Source organism: Bacillus sp. JH7, assembly GCF_001563515.1.
Taxonomy (GTDB): Bacteria; Bacillota; Bacilli; order Bacillales; family Bacillaceae_G; genus Bacillus_A; species Bacillus_A cereus.
Genome location: NZ_LPUS01000001.1, coordinates 1,315,304 through 1,335,877 on the forward strand (window position 1 = coordinate 1,315,304; position 20,574 = coordinate 1,335,877).

A 20,574-nucleotide genomic window follows, 5' to 3' on the forward strand; every position below is an offset into this window, starting at 1 on the left:
TAACATAGGGGATTTACGCATATAGTAATGTTAATGGTAAAATTAACAAAATTTTCATTTAAATCAGATAAAACTATGATGTTTTTAACTTATAATAATGTTACTACGATGAAAAAATGGCTACTAATTAGTTAATTTAAAAATCAATTTTAGATAGGAAGAGGATAATGAAGACCAGAGATAGTTATAAAATTATTGTAATTGGTGCTGGGACAGCAGGACTATCTTCTACTGCACATTTATTACGAAATGTACCCCTATTGAAAGAAAGTATAGCAATTATTGATCCATCAAAAAAACATTACTTTCAGCCACTATGGAGTTTAGTGGGGGGAGGAATTGTTTCAAAGGAAAGTACGATGCGTAATCAGGAATCGCTTATTCCAAAAGGGGCAACGTGGATCCCTAAAAGTGTTGTTAAGTTATTTCCATCTGAAAATAAGATACTTTTAGATGACGGACTGCTACTTGAGTATGAAATTCTTATTGTAGCAGCTGGTATACAAATAAATTGGGACAGTATTAAAGGCTTAAAAGAGTCTATTGGCACTAATGGGGTATGTAGCAATTATTCTTATACATATGTTGATTCTACTTGGAGAGAAATTGAAAAATTTAAAGGAGGAAATGCGCTTTTTACCCACCCTAATACTCCTATTAAATGCGGTGGTGCTCCACAAAAAATTATGTACTTAGCAGAGGAGTATTTTTGTAATAGTGGTGTAAGAAACAGAAGTAAAGTAATATTTTATTCTGCAAACAATAACATATTTCAGGTTCCACGATATGCAAATACTTTAGAACAAGTACTAGAAAGAAAGCAAATTATAACGAATTATAATAAAAATCTAGTGGAAATTATCGCCGAAAAGAGAGAGGCAATTTTTGAAGATACGCAAACACTAAAAAGAGAAACCGTACCATATAGTATGATACATGTTGTTCCGCCAATGGGGCCACCTAATTTTATTAAAGAGAGTGAGATAAGTGATCATCAGGGGTGGGTAGATATAAGCCCTTATACTTTGCAGCATGTGCAATATAAAAATATTTTTGGACTTGGAGATTGTACCAATTTACCTACCTCTAAAACTGGAGCAGCAATTCGAAAACAAATACCCGTCTTAAAACAAAATATTATGGACGTACTTAGCGGAAGAGATTTACAGGCTAAATATGATGGATATACATCATGTCCGATTGTTACAGGATATAAAAGTCTTATACTTGCTGAATTTAACTATGAACATGAGCCTCAAGAAACGTTTCCATTTAATCAAGCGAAAGAACGGTATAGTATGTTTTTACTTAAAAGATATATGTTGCCATATATGTATTGGAATTTAATGTTGAAAGGGATTCTATAGGAGAAGATAAAAAGTGGTTACAAAAATTGAAAATTAATTTGAAATAACTAATTGGAGGGAATAGCTATGCTTTTAAAATATTTTTATGATGAAAAATTAGCACATGCTTCCTATTTAGTCGGTTGTCAGAAAGAAGGCGTAGCAATCGTTATTGATCCTAGTCGCTATATAGAACAATATATAGAATTTGCTAAGAAAGAGGGGATGGAAGTAATTGCTGCGGCTGAGACTCATATTCATGCTGATTTTCTTTCTGGGTCTAGAGAACTTTCTAATCTTTACCATGCAAATTTATATGTATCTGATGAAGGAGATTGTGATTGGAAATATCAATATCTTAACGAAGGTCGATACAAATTGGTTAGAGAGGGCACAGAGTTTAAAGTAGGTCATATAAAATTTAATGTAATTCACACCCCAGGGCATACGCCTGAAAGTATTTCTTTTTTAGTAACTGATACAAGTCAAAATAATTATACGAATGATAAACCGATAGGAATATTCACAGGTGATTTTATATTTGTAGGAGATATAGGAAGACCGGATTTATTAGAAACTGCAGTCGGTATTAAAGATACTGCAAAAATAGGAGCGAAACAATTATTTGATTCTATACAAAAAATAAAAATACTTCCTGATTATTTGCAAATATGGCCATCACATGGTGCGGGAAGCGCATGTGGAAAAGCATTAGGAGCAATTCCAACTTCTACATTAGGTTATGAAAAGATGTTCAATTGGGCATTTCGGTGTAATGAAGAAAGTGATTTTATATCGACTTTATTGACGGGACAGCCAGAGCCTCCAAAGTATTTTTCATTAATGAAGAATTTAAATAAGTATGGTCCGCCAATTCGTAAGAAGAGAAAAAGTACTGCTATTAATACAGTAGAAGAACTTCAAGAAATTTTGAAGAGCGTTTATCAAATAGTTGATATAAGGGATGTAGAGAGTTTTGCTGCAGGTCATATCGAGAAGTCAATTAACATACCTTATAACAATTCTTTCACAACTTGGTGTGGATGGTTATTAGATTATAAAAAAGAAACTTTAATAATTCTAGATGAGGAAAAAGTTAAAGTAGAGGCAGTTATTAGAGAATTTGAATCTATTGGGTTAGATAATATTATTGCTTTTGCACCCTTAAAAGTAATACAAAGACTTGATAGATTTGAAAGTTACAAAGAAAAAACATCGATTGAATTATATCCGCATATAAAAGGTGGAAGCGTTAAGGTTATCGATGTGCGTAGTAAAAAAGAGTGGGAGGAAGGACACCTTCATGATGCAATACATATCACTTTAGGTAATCTATTTGAACAACTAGATTATATACCGAAAGATTTTCCAATAGTTTTGCAATGTCGAACCGGATTACGTTCCGCTATAGCAGCTAGTATTTTACAAAGAGCTGGTATAAAGGAAGTAGTGAATTTAAAGGGAGGATTTCTTGCATGGAAAGAAGAAGGGCTTCCTTATACAACATGCAATCTCAATGTGTAGGAAAATATTATATGCTAGGTAAGAATAATTAAAAGAAGTTATAGATGACGTGTTAGAAAAGGGAATCATAATTGTCGCAGATTCAGGAAATACATTAGGATTATTAATTGATTATCCAGTTAAATATGAAAATGTAATATTTGTTTTAGCATTAAATAATTTAACATTGGATCCATCTTTTATGGAATGGCAGTGTTGGAAGTACTTAGGTATTATCAATAAGAACCCAATTTAAAATTCTCTTGGATGCAAGAGAATTTTTTTATTGGGAATAGTAAGGGGGAGGGGAGGTGCATTACATATGGGAAAAGGTAGAAGTAATAATGCTGGTAAAAAGCAACCGAATTTTGATGATTCATCTAATTTTGCTAAACAAAGCCAACCGACAGAAAAGAAGAAGAAATAAGAACAGGAGCTCTCTTGATAAAGGGAGCTCCTGTTAAAAGTGGACTGACGTTTCAGAATAACATATCGATGGATTAACCCAATAGCCATAAATACAAGGTTTTAATTTTTCGAAGGGCACCTAATTTAATATTATTGTCCCGCTTTTTTATACTTATTGACGCGTTAAATCCATTTAAAATGCTCCTTAATGGCGTTGGGCGTGACCTTCATTAAAATTTTTTAAACCTAATGGGACTTACCATTAAGAGGGCGAGGATTAAAGTAATCCATGCATTACTATATGAAAACAATGCCATACCAGCCAATGATAATCCTGCAGCTGGAATAGGTAATCCCTTAAAATATCCAATAGTTGGTTTAATACTAAATTTAGCTAATCTTAAAGCACCCATTGTTGGGAATAGGATAAATGCCAAAGAAGTTAAAATAGAAGGTGTTGCTATCGTATGAAATAAAAGCGCAGGAGCGACGCCGAAACTAACAATATCAGCTAAGGAATCCAATTCTACGCCAAACTCACTGTTCACTTTTAATTTTCTTGCAATTCTTCCATCAAGAAAATCTAAAACAGCTGAAAAGAAAATGAGAATGGAGGCTGCTCCTAAATATTCACTCATATTCAAGGTGATTGAGAAAACACCGCACAATAAATTTCCAATCGTAAATAAATTCGGTATAACTTTTACAAGCTGATTAAACAAGTTTGTTCCTCCTAAATTAATTAAACTTCACATTTCTGTAGCAATTTCTATATATTCTTCCGTTATTCTTAAAAATATATGACCACTGTATTACTGTAAGCTAATTAAATTTCGATAAGAGAAAAATTGATTTCTTAAATGTTCCACGGGTTTATAAAAATGTTTAATCATTTTCAGTATGCGTTATTGAATATTAGCACTTGATAGTTGATCTTTCGAGTAGTCAGGGATTTTCCAGTTCTGGTGCAAAAAATTCAAGGTAATTAAAAATAATCTCTAAAAAGGAGACATAATGATACTATTATTTTAAAAAGGTTCGTGGTTGGTATCGAATATAAAAAAATAGAATTTTTATACAAAAATCACCCGAAAGGGTGCCTTTTGTACCTCTTAAAATGACTGAAGATGTGTTTACTTGAGTTCATTAGGTAGTTAGAGGTTGATAGACTATCTTTAACGAAAATGTTGAGTAGTTCATCTTCATTATATATCAATTTAATAATGATTGGGGATTTAGAAAGTTCCATGGAAAGTACATATCAACCTGATTGGAAGATTGGAAATTTAATAACTGGTGATACATTTTACTTAACGCAACATTTTGGTGCGCAAATGAAAATTTTTAAAGTCCACACAAATGGTACCCTAGAACGATTCCAAACAATAGAACCAGAATTAAAATAAAGTTTTTGTAGCATCAATTAAATTCATTTCTTTTTATGCAAACACACTTTCAGCGGAACTAACTTCTTCACTATTTTGCGCTGGAAAGACTTTATAAAAAATGGTTACGTTTTCTGATCTTGAAATAACCCTCTCAAATTGCAATCCTGCTTTTTCTAAAAGCTTTACTGCATCAACAATAGAAGTAATTGCTACAAAAGTTTTTCAAATAAAATTTATAAAAGCTTGATAGGTAATACCAAGGGAAAAGACCGTAGCTACTATATGTGCAGTCCATTTAGGCATATTTAAATTTAATACGGTATTGTACAACATTCCATATACGATACAAATGATTAATATGAATGCAATGAATTGAAGAACTAATAAAAATAGCGGTTGTTCCATTTATTCTCACTTCCTTTATTTGATATATTAATATAATTTATTTAAATGTGAAAGTTTTATTTCTATGAATTTGCAAAAAATGTGATATGAAAGGCATAGTAGTAATCACAAGAATTACTGCAAAACTATAAATGGAACTAAAAGTATTATGACGAGATCAGTAAAATAGTAAAGAAGGTCACCATTCACGGCGACCTTCTTTACTATGCGTTATACCCAAATAATTTTAAATCTTCTCCTGAATCTGAAATGATTTTCTCAAATCGTAATCCTACTTTTTCTAAAAGCTTTCCTGAGGCGATGTTATCTACAGAAGTAATTGCTACAATTCGTTTCATGCCGAGCTTTTGTACACCGTATTCGATTATCGCAGAAGCTGACTCGTAGCCATATCCTTTTGAACGGAATGTCTCTAAAAAGGCAAACCCGATATCAACGTCTTCTAATGAATCTCTTTTAATAAGGCCACACATACCAAGTGGAGTGAGATCTTTTTTTCGTTCTACTAAGTAAAGGCCGAATCCAAGTTTGTTATACATATCGATGGGACCGTTTACAATATATTTTTTTGCATCTTCTAAGTTACTAACTCCTTTGTCACCGATAAACTGAATCCATGCAGGATCGTTTACTAACTCAAGAATAAAAGGAGCGTCTTTTATATCAAACCAGCGAAGATTAAGACGTTCAGTTTCAAGAACTATCAATAATTACACCACCTTTAAAAAGTTATAACAATTAGTATGGATTGTGTAAAACAAAAGTGCAACATATTTTAATGGGGGTGTTTGTTCACATAAAGTTCGTTTGTTTTGTATAGAGAGATATCTTATAATTAGGATTGATTGTAAAGAGTGAGATGCTTATACAATGACTCCTAGGTGACTAGGAGTTTTTACTATATAACTATCATTATTACTAAATATGACACACTATACATTCTACTCAAGGAGGTACATAATGAAGAAATTATATAATGCATCGTTTACGTATTTGATTATCGGTTTATTATCAGGGATTTTCGCTAGGGAGTATGGTAAGTATAAAGGGATTTTAGGGTCTACTTTGTTAAATCTTTTGCATACGCATACACTTGTACTTGGCTTTTTCTTCTTTTTAATTGCTTTAGGATTAGCAAAAGTATTCGCGTTTCATGAAGTGCAAGGGTTTAATAAGTGGTTTGTTTTACATAATATTGCATTAACATTAATGTTAGGTTCGCTAGCAGCGAGAGGGCTTCTTCAGTTAAATGGAGCTGACTTTAAAGGGTTAACTTATATTGTAGGATTTTCTCATTCGTTGATGGCAGTTACTTTAATTTGGTTTATGTTGTTAATAAAGAAATCGTTTAAAATGTAGTGAAAAAGAACTTGTAGCGTGTGCTGCAGGTTCTTTTTTGTATGTTCAGGTTTAATAATCTTATTTTTCTAATTATTTTGTATAAAGATGGTATACTTGTTTTAAAATTAAAAAGGAGAGTTGATTATGGAAATAACTATTGAACATGTAGTAAATGAATTAAAAGGCATACTTCCTGAAGATCGAGTAGTAATAAATATGACAGTACGAGAGTTACATAGTAAAGATGAATCTTACCATAGTAGTAGTTTGCCTGACGTAGTTGTTTTTCCAAAAACGACCGAAGAAGTTAGCGCGATAATGAAAATAGCGATTCAGCACGGAACAGCTGTCGTTCCATTTGGAGTAGGGTCCAGTTTAGAGGGACATGTAATTCCTTACGAAAAAGGAATTACAATGGACTTTTCTCTTATGAACAAAATACTTGAAATAAGAGAAAAGGATTTTCTTGTGAGAGTACAGCCAGGGGTGACGCGCTCTCAGCTTAATAAAGAATTGAAAAAGTATGGATTATTTTTTAGTGTAGACCCAGGAGCTGATGCAACGTTAGGAGGAATGGCTGCTACAAATGCGAGCGGAACGACAGCGGTAAAGTATGGGGTAATGCGTGATCAAGTTCGAGATTTAGAAGTCGTTCTTGCTGATGGAGGAGTAATACATACCGGGAATTTAGCGGCGAAGTCATCATCAGGTTATCATTTAAATGGTATTTTCGTAGGCTCAGAAGGAACACTTGGATGTTTCACGGAGTTAACTTTAAAAGTATACGGTATACCAGAACATGTTATGGCTGCGAGGGCATCGTTTCCAACTATAAATGATGCAGTAGAAGCTGTAATTAACATATTACAAGCAGGTATTCCAATCGCGAGAATTGAACTCGTTGATGAATTATCTATGAAACAAGTAAATGATTACAATGAAACAAGTTACAGAGAAGAACCGACACTGTTTTTAGAGTTTCACGGCAATGAAGCAGGGTTAAAGCAAGATATTGAATTTACGAAAGAAATCGTTCTTGATCATAAATGTATAGAAATTGCGTTTGAGACGGAAACAGCAGCGAGAAATAAGCTGTGGGATGCAAGACATAACTTAGCGTACTCTTACGTGCATAGTTATCCTGGTAAAAAGCTAATGAGTACAGACGTATGTGTACCAATTTCGGAATTAGCTGGAGCGATTCAACATGCGAAAGAGGTATTACATAAAGTAGGGCTTATTGGCGGTATTCTCGGTCATGTTGGGGATGGGAATTTCCATGTACTCTTAATGATTGACACAAATGATAAGGAGGAAGTGAAGAAGGCAGACGAAATAAATGAAAGTATCGTTCAGTATGCTCTTAAACGAGGAGGAACGTGTACAGGAGAACATGGCGTTGGAATCGGGAAACGAAAGTATCAAGAAGAAGAACATGGGGCGGCATTATTTGTAATGGAGAAAATAAAGAAAGTTCTTGATCCGCAAAATATTTTGAATCCGAAAAAGGTGTTTCAATTAAAAGATAGGGGCTGAGTGGATGAAAGTAATATAGCTGGAAAGTATTTTGCATTTTGGACCGGTTGCTGCACTCCCAAGTGTATTAGCGGCAGTATGGCATAACATTGCAGGGCCAATATTAGCAACCATCTGGTCAAAAAATAAAAAGAATACTTTCAGCGATGAAAATGTATCAATAAATATAGAAAAATAGGAATGATAAATAATGCAAAAACGTATTGTACATTTTGAAGGAATGGTTGTATTTTTAGCCACGATTTATATGTATTCGATATATGAGTTTAGTTGGATTATATTTTTTGTATTCCTTTTAGCGCCGGATCTATCAATGTTAGCATATGGGATTAATAATCACGTTGGTGCGAAAATATATAATGTATGTCACACATATATCATATCCATATTAATTGTTCTAATAGGTGTCTATTTTAAGATGGATATCGTTATAATGATTGGCTTAATATGGACAGCACATATTGGAATGGATCGAATGTTTGGATATGGATTGAAATATGAGACGGATTTTAAGGATACTCATATTCAACGGTTATAATTTGTTTTGAGAAGAGGGGTACGTTGAAGCAGAGAATTGCTATCGAAGAATATAATGTCAAATGGGAAAGTGAATTTAATAAAATATACACTCTTATTAACAATGTAAAGGAAGACAGCATTGTATCTATTGAACATGTTGGGAGTGCATCTGTTAAAGGGCTTGCATCAAAACCAATACTAGATATTGATATTGTAATAGAAGAGTACGAAATTTTTCATGAGGTAGTAAAAAAACTTGAGAAGATAGGGTACTATCATCAGTTAGAATGGAGCTTTAAAGGAAGAGAGGCGTTTGGAAGAAAGGATACGTTCGTTCCATGGAACGAGAGAAATACAGTTTGGATGGAACATCATTTATATGTGTGTGATAAAAATAGTGAAGAGTTGAGAAGGCATATAGTGTTTCGAGATTACCTTCGTGAACATACTGAAGTAGCTAATGAGTATGGAAACTTGAAGGAAGAGTTAGCAAGAGAGTCGAAAAATCGATCTAGTTATATTGAGGGTAAGACCGTATTTATTACAAATATATTAGAAAAAATAAACTAAAGCAGCATGGAATACATGCTGCCTATTGTTTTGAAATAGAAAGCTGCCATTATAAAACAAATACAAACTGGCCCTGTTGATTGATGCGGTTACTAAATATAATAGGAAACAAAATAGAAAAGAGCGGAAAAGAGGGAGCTTATGTACATACCAAAATATTTCGCAATACAAGATGAAGAGATGAAGTACGAAATAATGGAACAAAATAGCTTTGCGACATTATTTTCTCAACATAACGGAGAACCATATGCAACGCACTTGCCGTTGTTATTAAATAGGGAGACCCTTACTTTACATGGTCACTTCGCACGGCCGAATGAACAGTGGAAAGATATTGGGACTCAGCAAGTACTAGCTATATTTCAAGGACCACATAGTTACATCTCTCCGTCATGGTATGAAACAAACAATGCAGTACCAACATGGAATTACGTTGCAGTGCATGTATATGGTGAATTAGAAATTGTTGAAGATGAGAAGACATTAGTAGATTCTCTTCAAGATTTAGTAAATAAATATGAAGATCCAGAGAGCACCTACTCACTTAATGATGTAGATCCGAATTATATGGGAGGATTAAGTAAGGGAATAGTTGGATTCAAAATAAAGATAAATAAAATAGAAGGAAAAGCGAAGTTAAGTCAAAATCATTCTGTAGAGAGACAGAATTTAGTTGTGGAGAAACTTGAGAAAGTTGGTAGTGAGGAGAGTAAGAGGATTGCGGAGTTGATGAGAAAATAAAGCCTACATGAAAGGGAAATATTCTAAATAAGCGTATTTAAAAAGACCTTCTTAATTGAAGGTCTTCCGTTTTTTAAAGTGCTTTTTCAGTTGTTGTTGAGTTGTAGTCTTTACTTACGTCAACGGATTGAACAAGGTCAGGTCTTTGGGGTGCCGGGGTGTCCCCAATGTTTAATGCTACATATCCTAACTGTGTTTTCGGTGTTTCTGAGGTGAAGCTTAATCCAAGAGTTGTGATGCTAATAACAGCTAAGCCAATGATGCTCAATTTAATCTTTTTCATTATATCAAAGCTCCCTTTTCTTCATGTTTTTTTCTTGCTTGATTGGCCATGTAAAAGTATTGACTAGCTTTTATATGGTCTTCTTTTTCATAAAACATATTTGCTAGAACATCAGTGTACTCTTGTATACATTCCCAAAGGTTTTCTGTTTTAAAGTAAGAAATTCCTTCCAAAATTATCATTTCTAAATCATTTATAGAAGTTTTATTATTTAGTTCTCTTAAAATCATGAAACGATATTGAAACTCTTTGTTTTCTAGTTTATTTGAAATGTTTAATCCTTTTTTTATAAGTTCTTTAGCCTGAGTATATTCTCCAAGCTTGTAGTATTCACGTGCTTCAACAAAAAGTGCTTTAAAGTGATTTGGTTGCTTAGTTGTAACCTCTGAAATATGACGCATTGCTAACTCTGAAAGGTTTTGACTTGCATATAGCCAAGCTAAATTATGTCGTACTCTTAATGATAAAGTCTCCTCTGAATACTTCTGTAGAATATTTAATGCTGAATCAAGTCTAATTTCAGCTTGTTCAAACTGTTTTAAATCAATACAAGATAAACCAAAGATGTTATCACACAAAGCAACATTAATTTCACAGTTTATATGTTTTGAAAAAATCGCTTTAGCTTCATTTGCAGATTGGATTGCTACTAGTGGTTGATATGTTTGATAATAATAGGAAGCTAAGCGGTAGTTAAATTCAGCATTCTCTAGTTCGTCAGATACGTGTATTAGCAGCTTTTTAGCGTTCTCGAAAAGGTGTTTTGCTGTATTGTAGTTTCCAATAATTGTATTGTGAATAGCCTTGAAAAAATGATAATAATAAGAAAATAGCCCATTCTCTGGAAGTGGGAAAGAATCAATTTTATTAAAATCATCTTTATTAATATTTAAACCATCTGTTAAAATTTTGTATCTGAAATTAAAAAGTGAATAATACAATTGTAGGTTTGTATCTTCTTCTGAATTAGAGATGATATTTTCAATATCTTTTTTTATTTTTGTTGCATGGGTAGTTTGATGCTGTAAGATAGCTCTATACCAGTCATTAAATAATTTTGTAATTTGTTCATTACCTTGTAGTTGAACGTTCATGAAATCCCCTCACTTTTTGAATATTCTTATAAAATATAGTATCAAAAATAAAAATATTTAGAAATGATGTTTTATATTTCTCAATATTTGTTTAACAAGCTTACGAGTAAGTCTATTGGAATAATGTAGAATTTGTTTTGGATTAAAGAAATGGCATCGGGGGATGTGCATTTTAAAGTTTTAGTTGAGTGGGGGATATAAAAAGGGTGCGTTCACACAATTTATATGAACGCACCTTTTTACATATTAAACAATCAAGTCCCACAAAAAGTACGATAAGGGCGATTCGTCGGTGCAGGCGGAATGCAGTATTCTTCTTGATCTGTAGAATACGCATAAGGATTTGATAAAGCTACAAGAAGTTTCTCCATTACGCTATAATCGCCATTTGTGACAGCTGCTTCTAGTGCTTCTTCTACACGGTGGTTCCTCGGGATGATGGATGGGTTATTATTTTTCATCATCTCGTAGGCGTTTTCTTTCGAATGTTCTTGTCTTTCTAATCGAGATTGCCACAGTTTGTACCATTCTTTAAATTCAGGACTATCGAATAGAGGGATATTTTCTAACGTATCAAGAGTTAATGAACGGAATGTATTAGTGTAATCTGCTTTATATTTCTCCATCATTTTTAAAAGTTGCTCAATAAGTGGTTGATCTTGTTCTTCGGTACTAAATAGTCCTAATTTCTTTTTCATTCCAAGGAACCAATGGTTTTCATACTGTACGCTAAATTTCGAAATTTCGTCTTGGGCGATTTTTAATGCTTCTTCTTCATCTTCGTGCAGAATTGGTATTAAAGATTCTGCTAATCGAGCGAGGTCCCATGCGGCCATATATGGTTGATTTCCATATGCATAACGACCTTGTGTGTCAATAGAGCTAAATACGGTTCCTTGATTGTAATTGTCCATAAATGCACAAGGACCGTAATCAATTGTTTCGCCACTAATCGTTATATTGTCAGTGTTCATTACACCGTGGATAAATCCAACAAGTTGCCATTTTGCGATAAGACTGGCTTGTCTTTTAATGACTTCTTGTAGTAATGCAGTATATCGGTTTTCATGAGCTTCAATTTCTGGGTAATGCCTTTTTATCGTATAGTCAGCTAGTGATTTCAGGTCCTCTATTGAACCACGAGCTGCAGCATATTGAAATGTACCGACGCGTATATGGCTACTAGCTACTCTAGTTAAAATTGCTCCAGGTAACTTTGTTTCACGATATGTTGCTTCACCAGTTGTGACAACTGCTAAACTGCGAGTAGTCGGAATATCAAGTGCATACATTGCCTCACTAATGATATATTCACGTAGCATCGGACCGAGTGCAGCACGACCATCTCCTCGGCGTGAATAGGGAGTAGGGCCAGAACCTTTCAGTTGAATATCGAAACGCTTACCTGAAGGAGTAATTTGTTCGCCAATTAAAAGAGCACGACCGTCGCCTAACATATTAAAATGTCCGAATTGATGGCCAGCATATGCTTGAGCTAATGGATGAGCTCCTTCTGGGAGTGCATTACCAGCGAAAATAGCAATTTCAGCTTCCTTTTTCAGTTCTTCAGGGGTCAAGCCAAGAGATATCGCTAATGAATGGTTTAGTTTAACTAACTCCGGTGAACTTACGGGAGTAGGGGGGATTTCTGTATAAAATGATTGTGGTAAAGTCGTATAACTATTATCTAAATTCCAACCTGTTTCATTATTTTTAGTCATTGTATCTCCTCCTTTTTGTATTTTAAGTTATGTATTTGTACGTATGTATTCTTTGTAAAGTTAACTAAAAGTATAATATAATATTTCCCCTTGCAATCTATTGTAAGGACTTCATTGCACTATGTCTATTTAACAGCAAATTTAAAACCTCCATTTTAAGAAAATGGAGGTTTTTATTATTATTTAATTTTTACAATTATTTTTCCTTTTGCTCTTCCAGACTCTGAATATTCCATTGCTTTTTGAGCATCTTCAAAAGGGAAAACTCGATCGATTACCGGTTTGATTTTTCCGGCTTCAATATAGTTTGCAATAGTACGTAATTGATCCCCGCTTGGCTTCATAAATAAAAATGAATATTGAGCATTATGCTTTTTTTCAAGTGCAGTAAGTTTTTTGCTGGCTAATGAAAATAAGAGAGTTTTAAAGAAGCCTGAACCAAATTCTTTACCGAAGCGAGCATTCGGCATACCTGAAACTGAAACAATGTTTCCTCCGCTTTTTATAATATTGAATGATTTTTCAAGTGTTGTTCCGCCGATTGTATCAAATACTGCATCATAATTTTTGAGTATTTCTTCAAATTTTTCTGTTTTGTAATTAATAATTTGATCTGCGCCAAGAGACGTTACTAAATTTGTACCAGCTTCACTAGCAGTCGTTGTAACAGTAGCACCCATTATTTTTGCTAACTGAATTGCGAAAGTACCAACACCACCGGACCCAGCGTGAATTAATATTTTTTGTCCTTTTTGTAAATGCATAATATCATGTAGTGCTTGATAGGATGTTAAGCCAACGAGTGGAATCGACGCCGCTTCCTCAAAACTTAAATTTTTTGGTTTTAAAGCTATATCATCCTCATGAATGGCTATATATTCCGCGAAAGTACCGATCTTATTTTTTCTTGGACGTGCATATATTGCATCGCCGACTTTAAAACGAGTTACTTGCGATCCAACCTTCACGATGACACCGGAAAAGTCATTACCAAGGATTAGAGGCATTTCATATTTCAGTAACATCTTTACTTTTCCATCACGTATTTTAAAGTCAATTGGGTTAATACTAGCTGCATGAATTTCTGCGAGCACTTCATGTTGATTTATTTCAGGAGTAGGTACCTCTGCCATGCGCATTGGAACTTTTCCGTACTTATCAATTATCATTGCTTTCATTTCTTATACCTCCAAATTTTAATAAAAGTTGTGCAATAGTTTCTCAATATCTAACACAAGATTTTTTAATACACCTAATTTTGTACGTATATCAATATAATAAAAGTTTTTTGTACCTTCTTTTCGCATTAAAATAATACCGGCTTCTCGTAAAATCCTTAGGTGATGTGATACCGCTGGCCGAGAAAGGTGTGTTTGTTTCGTAATTTCTCCTACACGTAATCCGGTTTGACATTCCGTTTCCATGAGAACTAACAAAATAGCTTGACGTGTTTCATCGCCAATTGCCAATAATACTTTTTGAGAATCAATAAAATCTTTTTTTATAATATTTAATTGTTCTTGTTTATTCATTTCAATCACTTTACCTCCAAAAAATTAGTCGAAAGGTTTAAGATGATGAACCATTACTTCGATACGGTAATGCTACATGATTGTTGCATGAGGTGCAATATTGAGAAAGAAAATCGAGACGAATGAATTTTTTATTGTTGAAAATTATAGGGAGATAGAAAAGGGATTGGAAGGATTACATAACACAATAGATGAAGTTTTAAAAACAAAAAATGATGTAACAATAAAATAAGCGGTCATAACCTTGTATAATCCATAAGGTTACGGCCGCTTATAATGTTTGTATTATTTTTGATTTTTACGATAGAACATGGTTCAACGTAAAGTACATTCTTTTGTTTTACACTTTCATACAGACACAATTCAGGTGGATTATAGATGTATGAAAAGGTAAAAGGAATTTTGGGGCCTAATCTATCTATATGATAATTCAAAATGAAATATAAGTCTATATTTTAATGTTTTTTTTGATTATATTTATGTCACTGAGCTCAGAACAATGAAGTGGAGGGTAAATATATGAAATCGAATGATGTACCAGTTTTAATTGTTGGAGGGGGATTATCTGGGTTAGCGTCTGCGTTATTTCTTGCAAAACATAATATTGAGTACTTACTTATTGAAAGGCATCCGTCTACTGCCATTCATCCGAAAGCAGGCGGTCTTACTTTACGTACAATGGAGTTATTTCGAGAATTAGGTTTGGAAAAAAGAATTAAATTGGCAGGTAAAGCATTAGAGAACTGCAGAGGAAGAATAGCGGTTCATACAATAGCTGAGGCGAATAAAGAAGAATTGGAACAAATGAGAGCGACGCAATACGGAAACGATGAAGAGTTACTTCAAAAAATAGAAAAGATTAGTCCATCAAAACAAACTGCGTGTTATCAAATTATTTTAGAAGAGATGATGTTACAAGAAGCGAAAACATTAGGCGAGCAACTATCTTTTTATCATGAATTAGTTTCATTTGAACAAAATGAAAACGGGGTAAAAGCAACGATTCGAAATCGTGAAACAGAAAAAGAAAGTGTCATACATTGTGACTATGTAATTGCAGCGGATGGAGCGAAAAGTAAAATACGTGAGCAGTTAGGGATTAAAACTGAGGGTCGTGGAACCATTGGTGGCTATTATATGAATATTTATTTTGAAGCTGATTTAAGTGAGTTTATACAAGGAGATGCATTCGGTTTTTCGATGGTACTTCATCCGGAGGTTCTTGGTGCACTTATCCCGGTTGATAACGTAAAAAAATGGATTTATCATGTAGCCTACGACCCATTAAAAGGAGAGGGGCTAGAGGACTTCACTATAGAACGTTGTAAACAAATTATTCAAATAGCAATTGGAAGTACAAATGTTGAATCAAAAATATTAAGTGTTTTACCGTGGGAAGCCGCTGAAAGTACAGCGGTGAAATTTCAAGGAAATCGAACCTTTTTAGTTGGCGATTCTGCACATATTATGCCGCCAACAGGAGGATTTGGTTCAAATACAGGAATACAAGATGCGCACAATCTAGCTTGGAAATTAGCGGCTGTTATAAAAGGGAAGGCAAAACCAAAATTGTTAGAAACATATCATGAGGAGAGACACTCTGTTGCAAAATTAACGACAGCTTATGCAAGTAGTTTACTGTTTCGTGCTGCGAATAGAGAGGAAGGCAGTTTGAATAATATGGATGGTTTAGCTGTTACAGTTGGATATCAGTATTGTTCAGAGGCGATTATAGATGATTCAGTCACTCCGCATAGAATGGATAGCATAGAGTTGAACGGAAGACCTGGAACGCGAGCGCCACATTTATGGGGAACGTATGAGGGGAAGAAAGTTTCTACATTAGACTTATTCGGTAACAGTTTTGTATTACTTACAGGAGTAGAAAATAGTTCTTGGGCTGAGGCAGCACATGCTGTTTCAGCTAAATTAGGAATACATCTAAAAGGGTATCGTGTTGGCTTAAGTGGAGACTTTATTGTTCCAGAAGATATTTTTAGCAAATTATATGGTATAGAGAATGGAGGTGCTGTATTAATTAGACCAGATGGCTTTATCGGATGGCGTTCGGAAAAAACGGTAGTAAATCCAGATATAGTATTGGAAGAGGTAATGAGAAATTTATTATGTGATTTTTAAGTAACTACAGAAATATTGTTTTATGTACTTCACTGTACTGAAAAAAATATTCACAAATTTCAATAGGTTTGATATGATTAAATTCGACAAGTTAATAGAGGCCGGAGATATTTGAGAAAAGCCATAAATTTATTTAGGGATACAGGAGTGTATTCTAAATAATTTATGGCTTTTTTTATTGAATGAACCGTACAAAATAGGGAGTTACATGTGAAAAGGAGGGCTATAGAAATTAAATAGGATAATACTAGTTTTCTATATTAATAATATAGAAAACATTTGTAAGATTGGAATTTTAATATAGGTTTATAAAAATAATGAAAGTGTGTCTTCTATTTCGTGTAAATCTCATTAGCTTGTTGAAATTTGCAACGTAGGAAGGATTAGAAGGATGAGAAAGATTATTAGCGTTTTAGTTATTTTCTTTATGACGGGAAGTATCTTTGTTGGGGGAGCTGTTCATGCGAAAGCAGAAGGGAAGCATGAATGGAATACGAATAAGCTTTTAAATATTGCACATCGCGGAGCAAGTGGACATGCACCTGAGCATACTTTTGCTTCTTATGATTTAGTTAAAAAAATGAAAGCGGATTATTTAGAGTTAGATATTCAATTAACAAAGGATGGCCAATTAATTGCAATGCATGATACAGCAGTTGATCGCACTACAAATGGAACAGGCGAAGTACGAGATAAAACGTTAAGCGAAATAAAGAGTTTAGATGCTGGATCATGGTTTAATAAAGCGTATCCAGAAAAGGCTAAGCAAGAGTATGTTGGGCAAAAGGTTCCAACTCTTGAAGAAATCTTCCAAAAGTATGGAAGAAGTATGAAGTATTATATTGAAACAAAATCACCAGATGTGTATCCAGGAATGGAAGAGAAATTGTTGGCGTTGTTACAAAAATATAATTTAGTAGGCCAAAACATGTCTTCTAGCCGTGTTATGATTCAATCATTTAGTAAAGATAGTTTGAAAAAGATTCATAGTATGAATGAAAATATTCCGTTAGTTCAATTGCTTTGGTATTATCCAAATGAAAACAATGAAATTGTTGAATGGTCTGGCATTACACATGAACCGAAAAGTGTAACAAATGATGATTTTCAAGAAATTAAAAAGTATGCAGCTGGTATTGGACCAAACTTACGTAATGATAACGGAGAACTAATTATTGGTGAGTCATATATGAAAATGGCTAGGAAAAATGGACTGTTAATTCACCCTTATACAATTAATGAGAAACCCGATATGAGACTGTTAATCAAATGGGGTGCTACAGGAATGTTTACAAATTATCCGGATCGATTACATAGTGTATTAAAGGAAAAATAAGTGGAAAAGGGTATACCAGTGTTTTAGGTATACCCTTTTTAATTTAACTCCCCGATAAACGTAATCTCTTTTTCATAGCATTCATCTGCATCATAAATAATTTCTTGAAAGTGAAGCGTTTTGAAGGAATGACAAACTGAAATTTCCCATGTCTCCCAAAAATCAATTTCATTTGAAAGAAGAATCCATTTTTGAAATTCACTATCTCTATTAAAGAAATTATGAAAGTAGTCCTCATTTTTAAATATAATGATTTGCGAATCCCATAAATTATTTATAGAAATCAAAACAACAACTCGATATGTATGTGTATCCCTAGGTTTTATATTTATTAAATGATTTGCTTGATTTAATAAGGTTTGAATACATAATCGTTTTACTTTTCTAGGCGTTTTACAAGGATCGATAAAAGCTTGAGAAACTGGTAAAGGCATATTCCAGTATTCATCGTTATAGAAAGTAGAAGGGAACATTTTTGTATGTTCCTCAATTCGCTTTATCATAGTGTTTGTTTTTCGTTTCATACCACGTATTTTTTTTTCACGCATTGTGAGTCATCTCCATAAATTTTTGTAATGCAGCAGAGTGATATATATCTTTTCTAGTAATAAAAGTAGTAGGAACTTTTTGGAAGCTATTTGGTAAAGGATTGAATGATATGTCATGTTTATGACCATTTAAAATAGACTTCATCATAATTGCTATGCCCATACCTGATTTTACACATGCGAGTATCGCTTCAATTGTTCCAAACTCAAATACTCGCTTAGGTGAAATTCCTTCTTCTTGAAGCCAATCTTCTAATAAATTTCTATAATAGCACCCGTGACTAAATGCAAGTAAATTCATGTCTCCTATGTCTTTAAAGGAAGATAAAGGCTTTTTGCTAATGAGAACTAATTCTTCTTCACGAAATATATTTGTATGAAGTTCGGCATGCTGAGTAGAGCCAGCTATAAACGCTCCGTCCAGTTTTCGTTCTAGTACAAGCCTAATTAATTGTTCCGTCGTATTTGATTCTAAAATTAATTCGACTTTTGGGTATTTCTCATAATAGGCCATTAATATAGATGGAAGTCTTACAGCCGTTGTAGATTCTGTACATCCAATTTTTAAAGTGCCTCTTGGTTCGATCCCATTACTTTGAACTGCTTTAACAGATTGATCCATTAAGTGGATAATTTGTTTGGCGTATGTTAATAAAATCTCACCGTTAGAAGTTAAAGTTACACCTTTTCCGTTTCGATAAAATAAAGGCACACCTAATTCGTTTTCTAGTTGTTTCATACGCATTGTTACGCCAGACTGTACATAGTTTAAATTTTTAGCTGCATGAGATATGTTTTTTTCTTTCGCAACTTCGTAAAATACAGTTAAATCTTTTATATCCAAGTATCATCCCTCCAGAAAAGGTATCATTTTTTTTGATGGATTACATGATAAATCTTTATTTTATATGATATCAGAACTTTCATACAATGGAAGGGGATGGAGGGATTATTGTGTTAATGGAAGAAAGGGTGAATAGTACTTATAAGTGGGTTATGTTAATTTTTGCGACGGTTGCTCAAACAACAGCGACACTTATAACGTATGGTGTTGGAGCGTTTGCTTTATTTTGGAAAGAAGAATATGCACTTACGAATACGGAGATTGGATTGTTAGTAAGTGTTGTAAATATAGGACCGCTATTTTGTATGCTTTTTGTCGGGCGGCTACTTGATCAATACAATGAAAAGTTGTTAATTTCGATAAGTTCATTTTTACTAGGAAGTTCGTTTTTACTGACTAATATGGTCAATGGATTTAATGGGTTACTCTTTGTACTTTTATTAGTAGGAACGTTTTATAGTGTTTCGCAGCCAGGAGGAAGTAAGGTGATAATGAAGTGGTTCTCAAAAGAAAATCGCGGGTTAGCGATGGGGATTAGACAAGCCGGTATACCGATTGGTGGTACATTAGCGGGAGTATTGATCCCGTTTCTTACAATAAAATATAATATGGCCTATGCGTTAAATAGCATTGCATGTATTTGTATAATTGGAGGGTTTTTATTTTTTATATTTTATAAGGAACCATATATTCAAGAGAAAGTTAAACAAGAACGTAGTAAACTTTCTTTTTGGATGCAGTTAAAAGAAGTGATGTGTAAAAAAGAGTTGTATGCAATTTATATAACTGGCATTTGTATGATTTCATTGCAAATGGTGTTAGTTGCACACTTTATAAAATTTTTAGTATTGGAACAATCAATCACGCCAATTTTAGCTGGAAAAGTATTTTCCGTTATGTTCTTTTCTGGAATGGTTGGTAGGGTTATGTTAGCAGCTACTAGTGATTTGTTTTATAAGGGAAATCGGCGTATCCCCTTATTTATAACTGTTTGTATTTCTATTTTCCTCATTCTAATATTAGTAATGAGCATACATACAATAACGAATGTATTGTATGGTGTAAGTGCATTGTTAGGGTTCTTTTCAATTGGATGGTTTAGTCTTTTTATAGCTGAAGTTGCGGAATCAGCAAGTGAAGAATCGGTAGGGATGACAGTGAGTTTTGCACTTACATTAAATCAAATTGCCATTATTGCTGCGCCTGCTTTATTTGGTTATATTGTAGATAAGAAGGGATATACGTATGCGTGGTTATGTATAGTTGTATTACTAACTATTTCAGCGGTTAGCTTATATGGGAAGTATAGAAAATGAAGGA

Annotated in this window: 22 protein-coding genes and 1 pseudogene; 13 read left to right on the top strand and 10 right to left on the bottom strand. The window is 33.6% G+C overall.

Features of this window, described 5'->3' with window-relative positions; genetic code table 11:
- Positions 1-167 precede the first annotated feature (167 nt).
- Both AU379_RS06785 and AU379_RS06790 read left to right on the top strand, forming a co-directional pair.
- Positions 168-1,367, top strand: coding sequence for an FAD/NAD(P)-binding oxidoreductase (locus AU379_RS06785; protein ID WP_000857316.1), 1,200 nt, complete (start codon positions 168-170; stop codon positions 1,365-1,367).
- A gap of 66 nt (positions 1,368-1,433) precedes the next feature.
- Positions 1,434-2,870 (top strand): MBL fold metallo-hydrolase, encoded by a 1,437-nt coding sequence (locus AU379_RS06790; RefSeq protein ID WP_000925322.1) that lies wholly within the window; start codon positions 1,434-1,436, stop codon positions 2,868-2,870.
- A gap of 617 nt (positions 2,871-3,487) precedes the next feature.
- Here AU379_RS06790 and pssA read toward each other — a convergent pair.
- A complete protein-coding gene (gene pssA, locus AU379_RS06800; protein ID WP_000483080.1) occupies positions 3,488-3,979 on the bottom strand; it encodes a CDP-diacylglycerol--serine O-phosphatidyltransferase in 492 nt (163 codons plus the stop codon).
- A 501-nt stretch (positions 3,980-4,480) separates the two neighbouring features.
- On the opposite strand from pssA, the gene AU379_RS06805 reads away from it, so the two are divergent.
- Positions 4,481-4,663, top strand: a complete 183-nt coding sequence (locus AU379_RS06805) for a DUF5065 family protein (RefSeq protein ID WP_002000399.1) — start codon at positions 4,481-4,483, stop codon at positions 4,661-4,663.
- Between the two features lie 204 nt (positions 4,664-4,867).
- Here the strand turns inward: AU379_RS06805 and AU379_RS06810 are convergent, their stop codons facing one another.
- Both AU379_RS06810 and AU379_RS06815 read right to left on the bottom strand, forming a co-directional pair.
- Positions 4,868-5,050, bottom strand: a complete 183-nt coding sequence (locus AU379_RS06810) for a hypothetical protein (RefSeq protein ID WP_000437513.1) — start codon at positions 5,048-5,050, stop codon at positions 4,868-4,870.
- Positions 5,051-5,253: 203 nt separating this feature from the next.
- Complete coding sequence (locus tag AU379_RS06815; protein ID WP_044584735.1) at positions 5,254-5,757, bottom strand: GNAT family N-acetyltransferase; 504 nt, start codon at positions 5,755-5,757, stop codon at positions 5,254-5,256.
- A 253-nt stretch (positions 5,758-6,010) separates the two neighbouring features.
- On the opposite strand from AU379_RS06815, the gene AU379_RS06820 reads away from it, so the two are divergent.
- The 6 genes and pseudogenes from AU379_RS06820 to AU379_RS06840 all read left to right on the top strand — a co-directional run bounded on the left by AU379_RS06820 (position 6,011) and on the right by AU379_RS06840 (position 9,757).
- The gene (locus AU379_RS06820; protein ID WP_000737896.1) at positions 6,011-6,409 is read left to right on the top strand and encodes a DUF2871 family protein; all 399 of its coding nucleotides are present in this window, start codon (positions 6,011-6,013) and stop codon (positions 6,407-6,409) included.
- 126 nt (positions 6,410-6,535) lie between these two features.
- A complete protein-coding gene (locus tag AU379_RS06825; protein ID WP_061139039.1) occupies positions 6,536-7,927 on the top strand; it encodes an FAD-linked oxidase C-terminal domain-containing protein in 1,392 nt (463 codons plus the stop codon).
- Positions 7,928-7,961: 34 nt separating this feature from the next.
- A pseudogene (locus AU379_RS28525) lies at positions 7,962-8,105 on the top strand (bile acid:sodium symporter family protein); the annotation flags it as partial.
- A gap of 12 nt (positions 8,106-8,117) precedes the next feature.
- Complete coding sequence (locus AU379_RS06830; protein WP_001172065.1) at positions 8,118-8,465, top strand: DUF4260 domain-containing protein; 348 nt, start codon at positions 8,118-8,120, stop codon at positions 8,463-8,465.
- A gap of 23 nt (positions 8,466-8,488) precedes the next feature.
- Entirely contained in the window at positions 8,489-9,016 is a 528-nt protein-coding gene (locus tag AU379_RS06835) for a GrpB family protein (RefSeq protein ID WP_061139040.1), read from the top strand.
- A gap of 141 nt (positions 9,017-9,157) precedes the next feature.
- Positions 9,158-9,757, top strand: coding sequence for an FMN-binding negative transcriptional regulator (locus AU379_RS06840; protein WP_000275795.1), 600 nt, complete (start codon positions 9,158-9,160; stop codon positions 9,755-9,757).
- Positions 9,758-9,830: 73 nt separating this feature from the next.
- Here AU379_RS06840 and AU379_RS06845 read toward each other — a convergent pair whose 3' ends face one another.
- From AU379_RS06845 to AU379_RS06865, 5 genes are all read right to left on the bottom strand, one after another.
- Positions 9,831-10,040 carry a hypothetical protein gene (locus tag AU379_RS06845; protein ID WP_000721431.1) on the bottom strand — a complete coding sequence of 70 codons (210 nt, stop codon included), beginning with the start codon at positions 10,038-10,040 and terminating at the stop codon, positions 9,831-9,833.
- Positions 10,040-11,134, bottom strand: coding sequence for a hypothetical protein (locus tag AU379_RS06850; protein WP_061139041.1), 1,095 nt, complete (start codon positions 11,132-11,134; stop codon positions 10,040-10,042). Before AU379_RS06850 ends, AU379_RS06845 begins: the two co-directional genes overlap by 1 nt.
- A 254-nt stretch (positions 11,135-11,388) precedes the next feature.
- The gene (locus AU379_RS06855; RefSeq protein WP_044584733.1) at positions 11,389-12,855 is read right to left on the bottom strand and encodes a protein adenylyltransferase SelO; all 1,467 of its coding nucleotides are present in this window, start codon (positions 12,853-12,855) and stop codon (positions 11,389-11,391) included.
- Positions 12,856-13,034: 179 nt separating this feature from the next.
- Positions 13,035-14,033, bottom strand: coding sequence for an NADP-dependent oxidoreductase (locus AU379_RS06860; RefSeq protein ID WP_000646427.1), 999 nt, complete (start codon positions 14,031-14,033; stop codon positions 13,035-13,037).
- Positions 14,034-14,051: 18 nt separating this feature from the next.
- Positions 14,052-14,396, bottom strand: coding sequence for a metalloregulator ArsR/SmtB family transcription factor (locus AU379_RS06865; protein ID WP_000571871.1), 345 nt, complete (start codon positions 14,394-14,396; stop codon positions 14,052-14,054).
- A 91-nt stretch (positions 14,397-14,487) separates the two neighbouring features.
- On the opposite strand from AU379_RS06865, the gene AU379_RS31120 reads away from it, so the two are divergent.
- The 3 genes from AU379_RS31120 (at position 14,488) to AU379_RS06875 (ending at position 17,862) form a co-directional block, all read left to right on the top strand.
- Complete coding sequence (locus AU379_RS31120; protein ID WP_001227549.1) at positions 14,488-14,619, top strand: hypothetical protein; 132 nt, start codon at positions 14,488-14,490, stop codon at positions 14,617-14,619.
- A 287-nt stretch (positions 14,620-14,906) separates the two neighbouring features.
- Positions 14,907-16,526 (top strand): FAD-dependent oxidoreductase, encoded by a 1,620-nt coding sequence (locus AU379_RS06870; RefSeq protein ID WP_061139042.1) that lies wholly within the window; start codon positions 14,907-14,909, stop codon positions 16,524-16,526.
- Between the two features lie 391 nt (positions 16,527-16,917).
- On the top strand, positions 16,918-17,862 hold the full coding sequence (locus tag AU379_RS06875; protein WP_061139043.1) for a glycerophosphodiester phosphodiesterase: 945 nt from the start codon (positions 16,918-16,920) through the stop codon (positions 17,860-17,862).
- Positions 17,863-17,900: 38 nt separating this feature from the next.
- Here the strand turns inward: AU379_RS06875 and AU379_RS06880 are convergent, their stop codons facing one another.
- Both AU379_RS06880 and AU379_RS06885 read right to left on the bottom strand, forming a co-directional pair.
- A complete protein-coding gene (locus tag AU379_RS06880) occupies positions 17,901-18,410 on the bottom strand; it encodes a DUF3916 domain-containing protein (RefSeq protein ID WP_061139044.1) in 510 nt (169 codons plus the stop codon).
- Positions 18,403-19,254, bottom strand: a complete 852-nt coding sequence (locus AU379_RS06885; RefSeq protein ID WP_000351684.1) for a LysR family transcriptional regulator — start codon at positions 19,252-19,254, stop codon at positions 18,403-18,405. The genes AU379_RS06880 and AU379_RS06885 overlap by 8 nt, the downstream gene beginning before the upstream one ends.
- Positions 19,255-19,340: 86 nt before the next feature.
- Here AU379_RS06885 and AU379_RS06890 point away from each other — a divergent pair, with 86 nt between their 5' ends.
- Positions 19,341-20,570, top strand: a complete 1,230-nt coding sequence (locus tag AU379_RS06890) for an MFS transporter (RefSeq protein WP_061139045.1) — start codon at positions 19,341-19,343, stop codon at positions 20,568-20,570.
- The last annotated feature ends 4 nt before the right edge of the window (positions 20,571-20,574 follow it).

What these genes read in the sequence shown, in the direction of transcription:
- AU379_RS06785 (WP_000857316.1), top strand. Translation starts at nt 168, where the DNA reads ATGAAGACCAGAGATAGTTATAAAATTATTGTAATTGGTGCTGGGACA.
- AU379_RS06790 (WP_000925322.1), top strand. Translation starts at nt 1,434, where the DNA reads ATGCTTTTAAAATATTTTTATGATGAAAAATTAGCACATGCTTCCTAT.
- AU379_RS06805 (WP_002000399.1), top strand. Translation starts at nt 4,481, where the DNA reads ATGATTGGGGATTTAGAAAGTTCCATGGAAAGTACATATCAACCTGAT.
- AU379_RS06810 (WP_000437513.1), bottom strand. Translation starts at nt 5,050, where the DNA reads ATGGAACAACCGCTATTTTTATTAGTTCTTCAATTCATTGCATTCATA.
- AU379_RS06820 (WP_000737896.1), top strand. Translation starts at nt 6,011, where the DNA reads ATGAAGAAATTATATAATGCATCGTTTACGTATTTGATTATCGGTTTA.
- AU379_RS06825 (WP_061139039.1), top strand. Translation starts at nt 6,536, where the DNA reads ATGGAAATAACTATTGAACATGTAGTAAATGAATTAAAAGGCATACTT.
- AU379_RS06830 (WP_001172065.1), top strand. Translation starts at nt 8,118, where the DNA reads ATGCAAAAACGTATTGTACATTTTGAAGGAATGGTTGTATTTTTAGCC.
- AU379_RS06840 (WP_000275795.1), top strand. Translation starts at nt 9,158, where the DNA reads ATGTACATACCAAAATATTTCGCAATACAAGATGAAGAGATGAAGTAC.
- AU379_RS06845 (WP_000721431.1), bottom strand. Translation starts at nt 10,040, where the DNA reads ATGAAAAAGATTAAATTGAGCATCATTGGCTTAGCTGTTATTAGCATC.
- AU379_RS06850 (WP_061139041.1), bottom strand. Translation starts at nt 11,134, where the DNA reads ATGAACGTTCAACTACAAGGTAATGAACAAATTACAAAATTATTTAAT.
- AU379_RS06855 (WP_044584733.1), bottom strand. Translation starts at nt 12,855, where the DNA reads ATGACTAAAAATAATGAAACAGGTTGGAATTTAGATAATAGTTATACG.
- AU379_RS06860 (WP_000646427.1), bottom strand. Translation starts at nt 14,033, where the DNA reads ATGAAAGCAATGATAATTGATAAGTACGGAAAAGTTCCAATGCGCATG.
- AU379_RS06870 (WP_061139042.1), top strand. Translation starts at nt 14,907, where the DNA reads ATGAAATCGAATGATGTACCAGTTTTAATTGTTGGAGGGGGATTATCT.
- AU379_RS06875 (WP_061139043.1), top strand. Translation starts at nt 16,918, where the DNA reads ATGAGAAAGATTATTAGCGTTTTAGTTATTTTCTTTATGACGGGAAGT.
- AU379_RS06880 (WP_061139044.1), bottom strand. Translation starts at nt 18,410, where the DNA reads ATGCGTGAAAAAAAAATACGTGGTATGAAACGAAAAACAAACACTATG.
- AU379_RS06890 (WP_061139045.1), top strand. Translation starts at nt 19,341, where the DNA reads ATGGAAGGGGATGGAGGGATTATTGTGTTAATGGAAGAAAGGGTGAAT.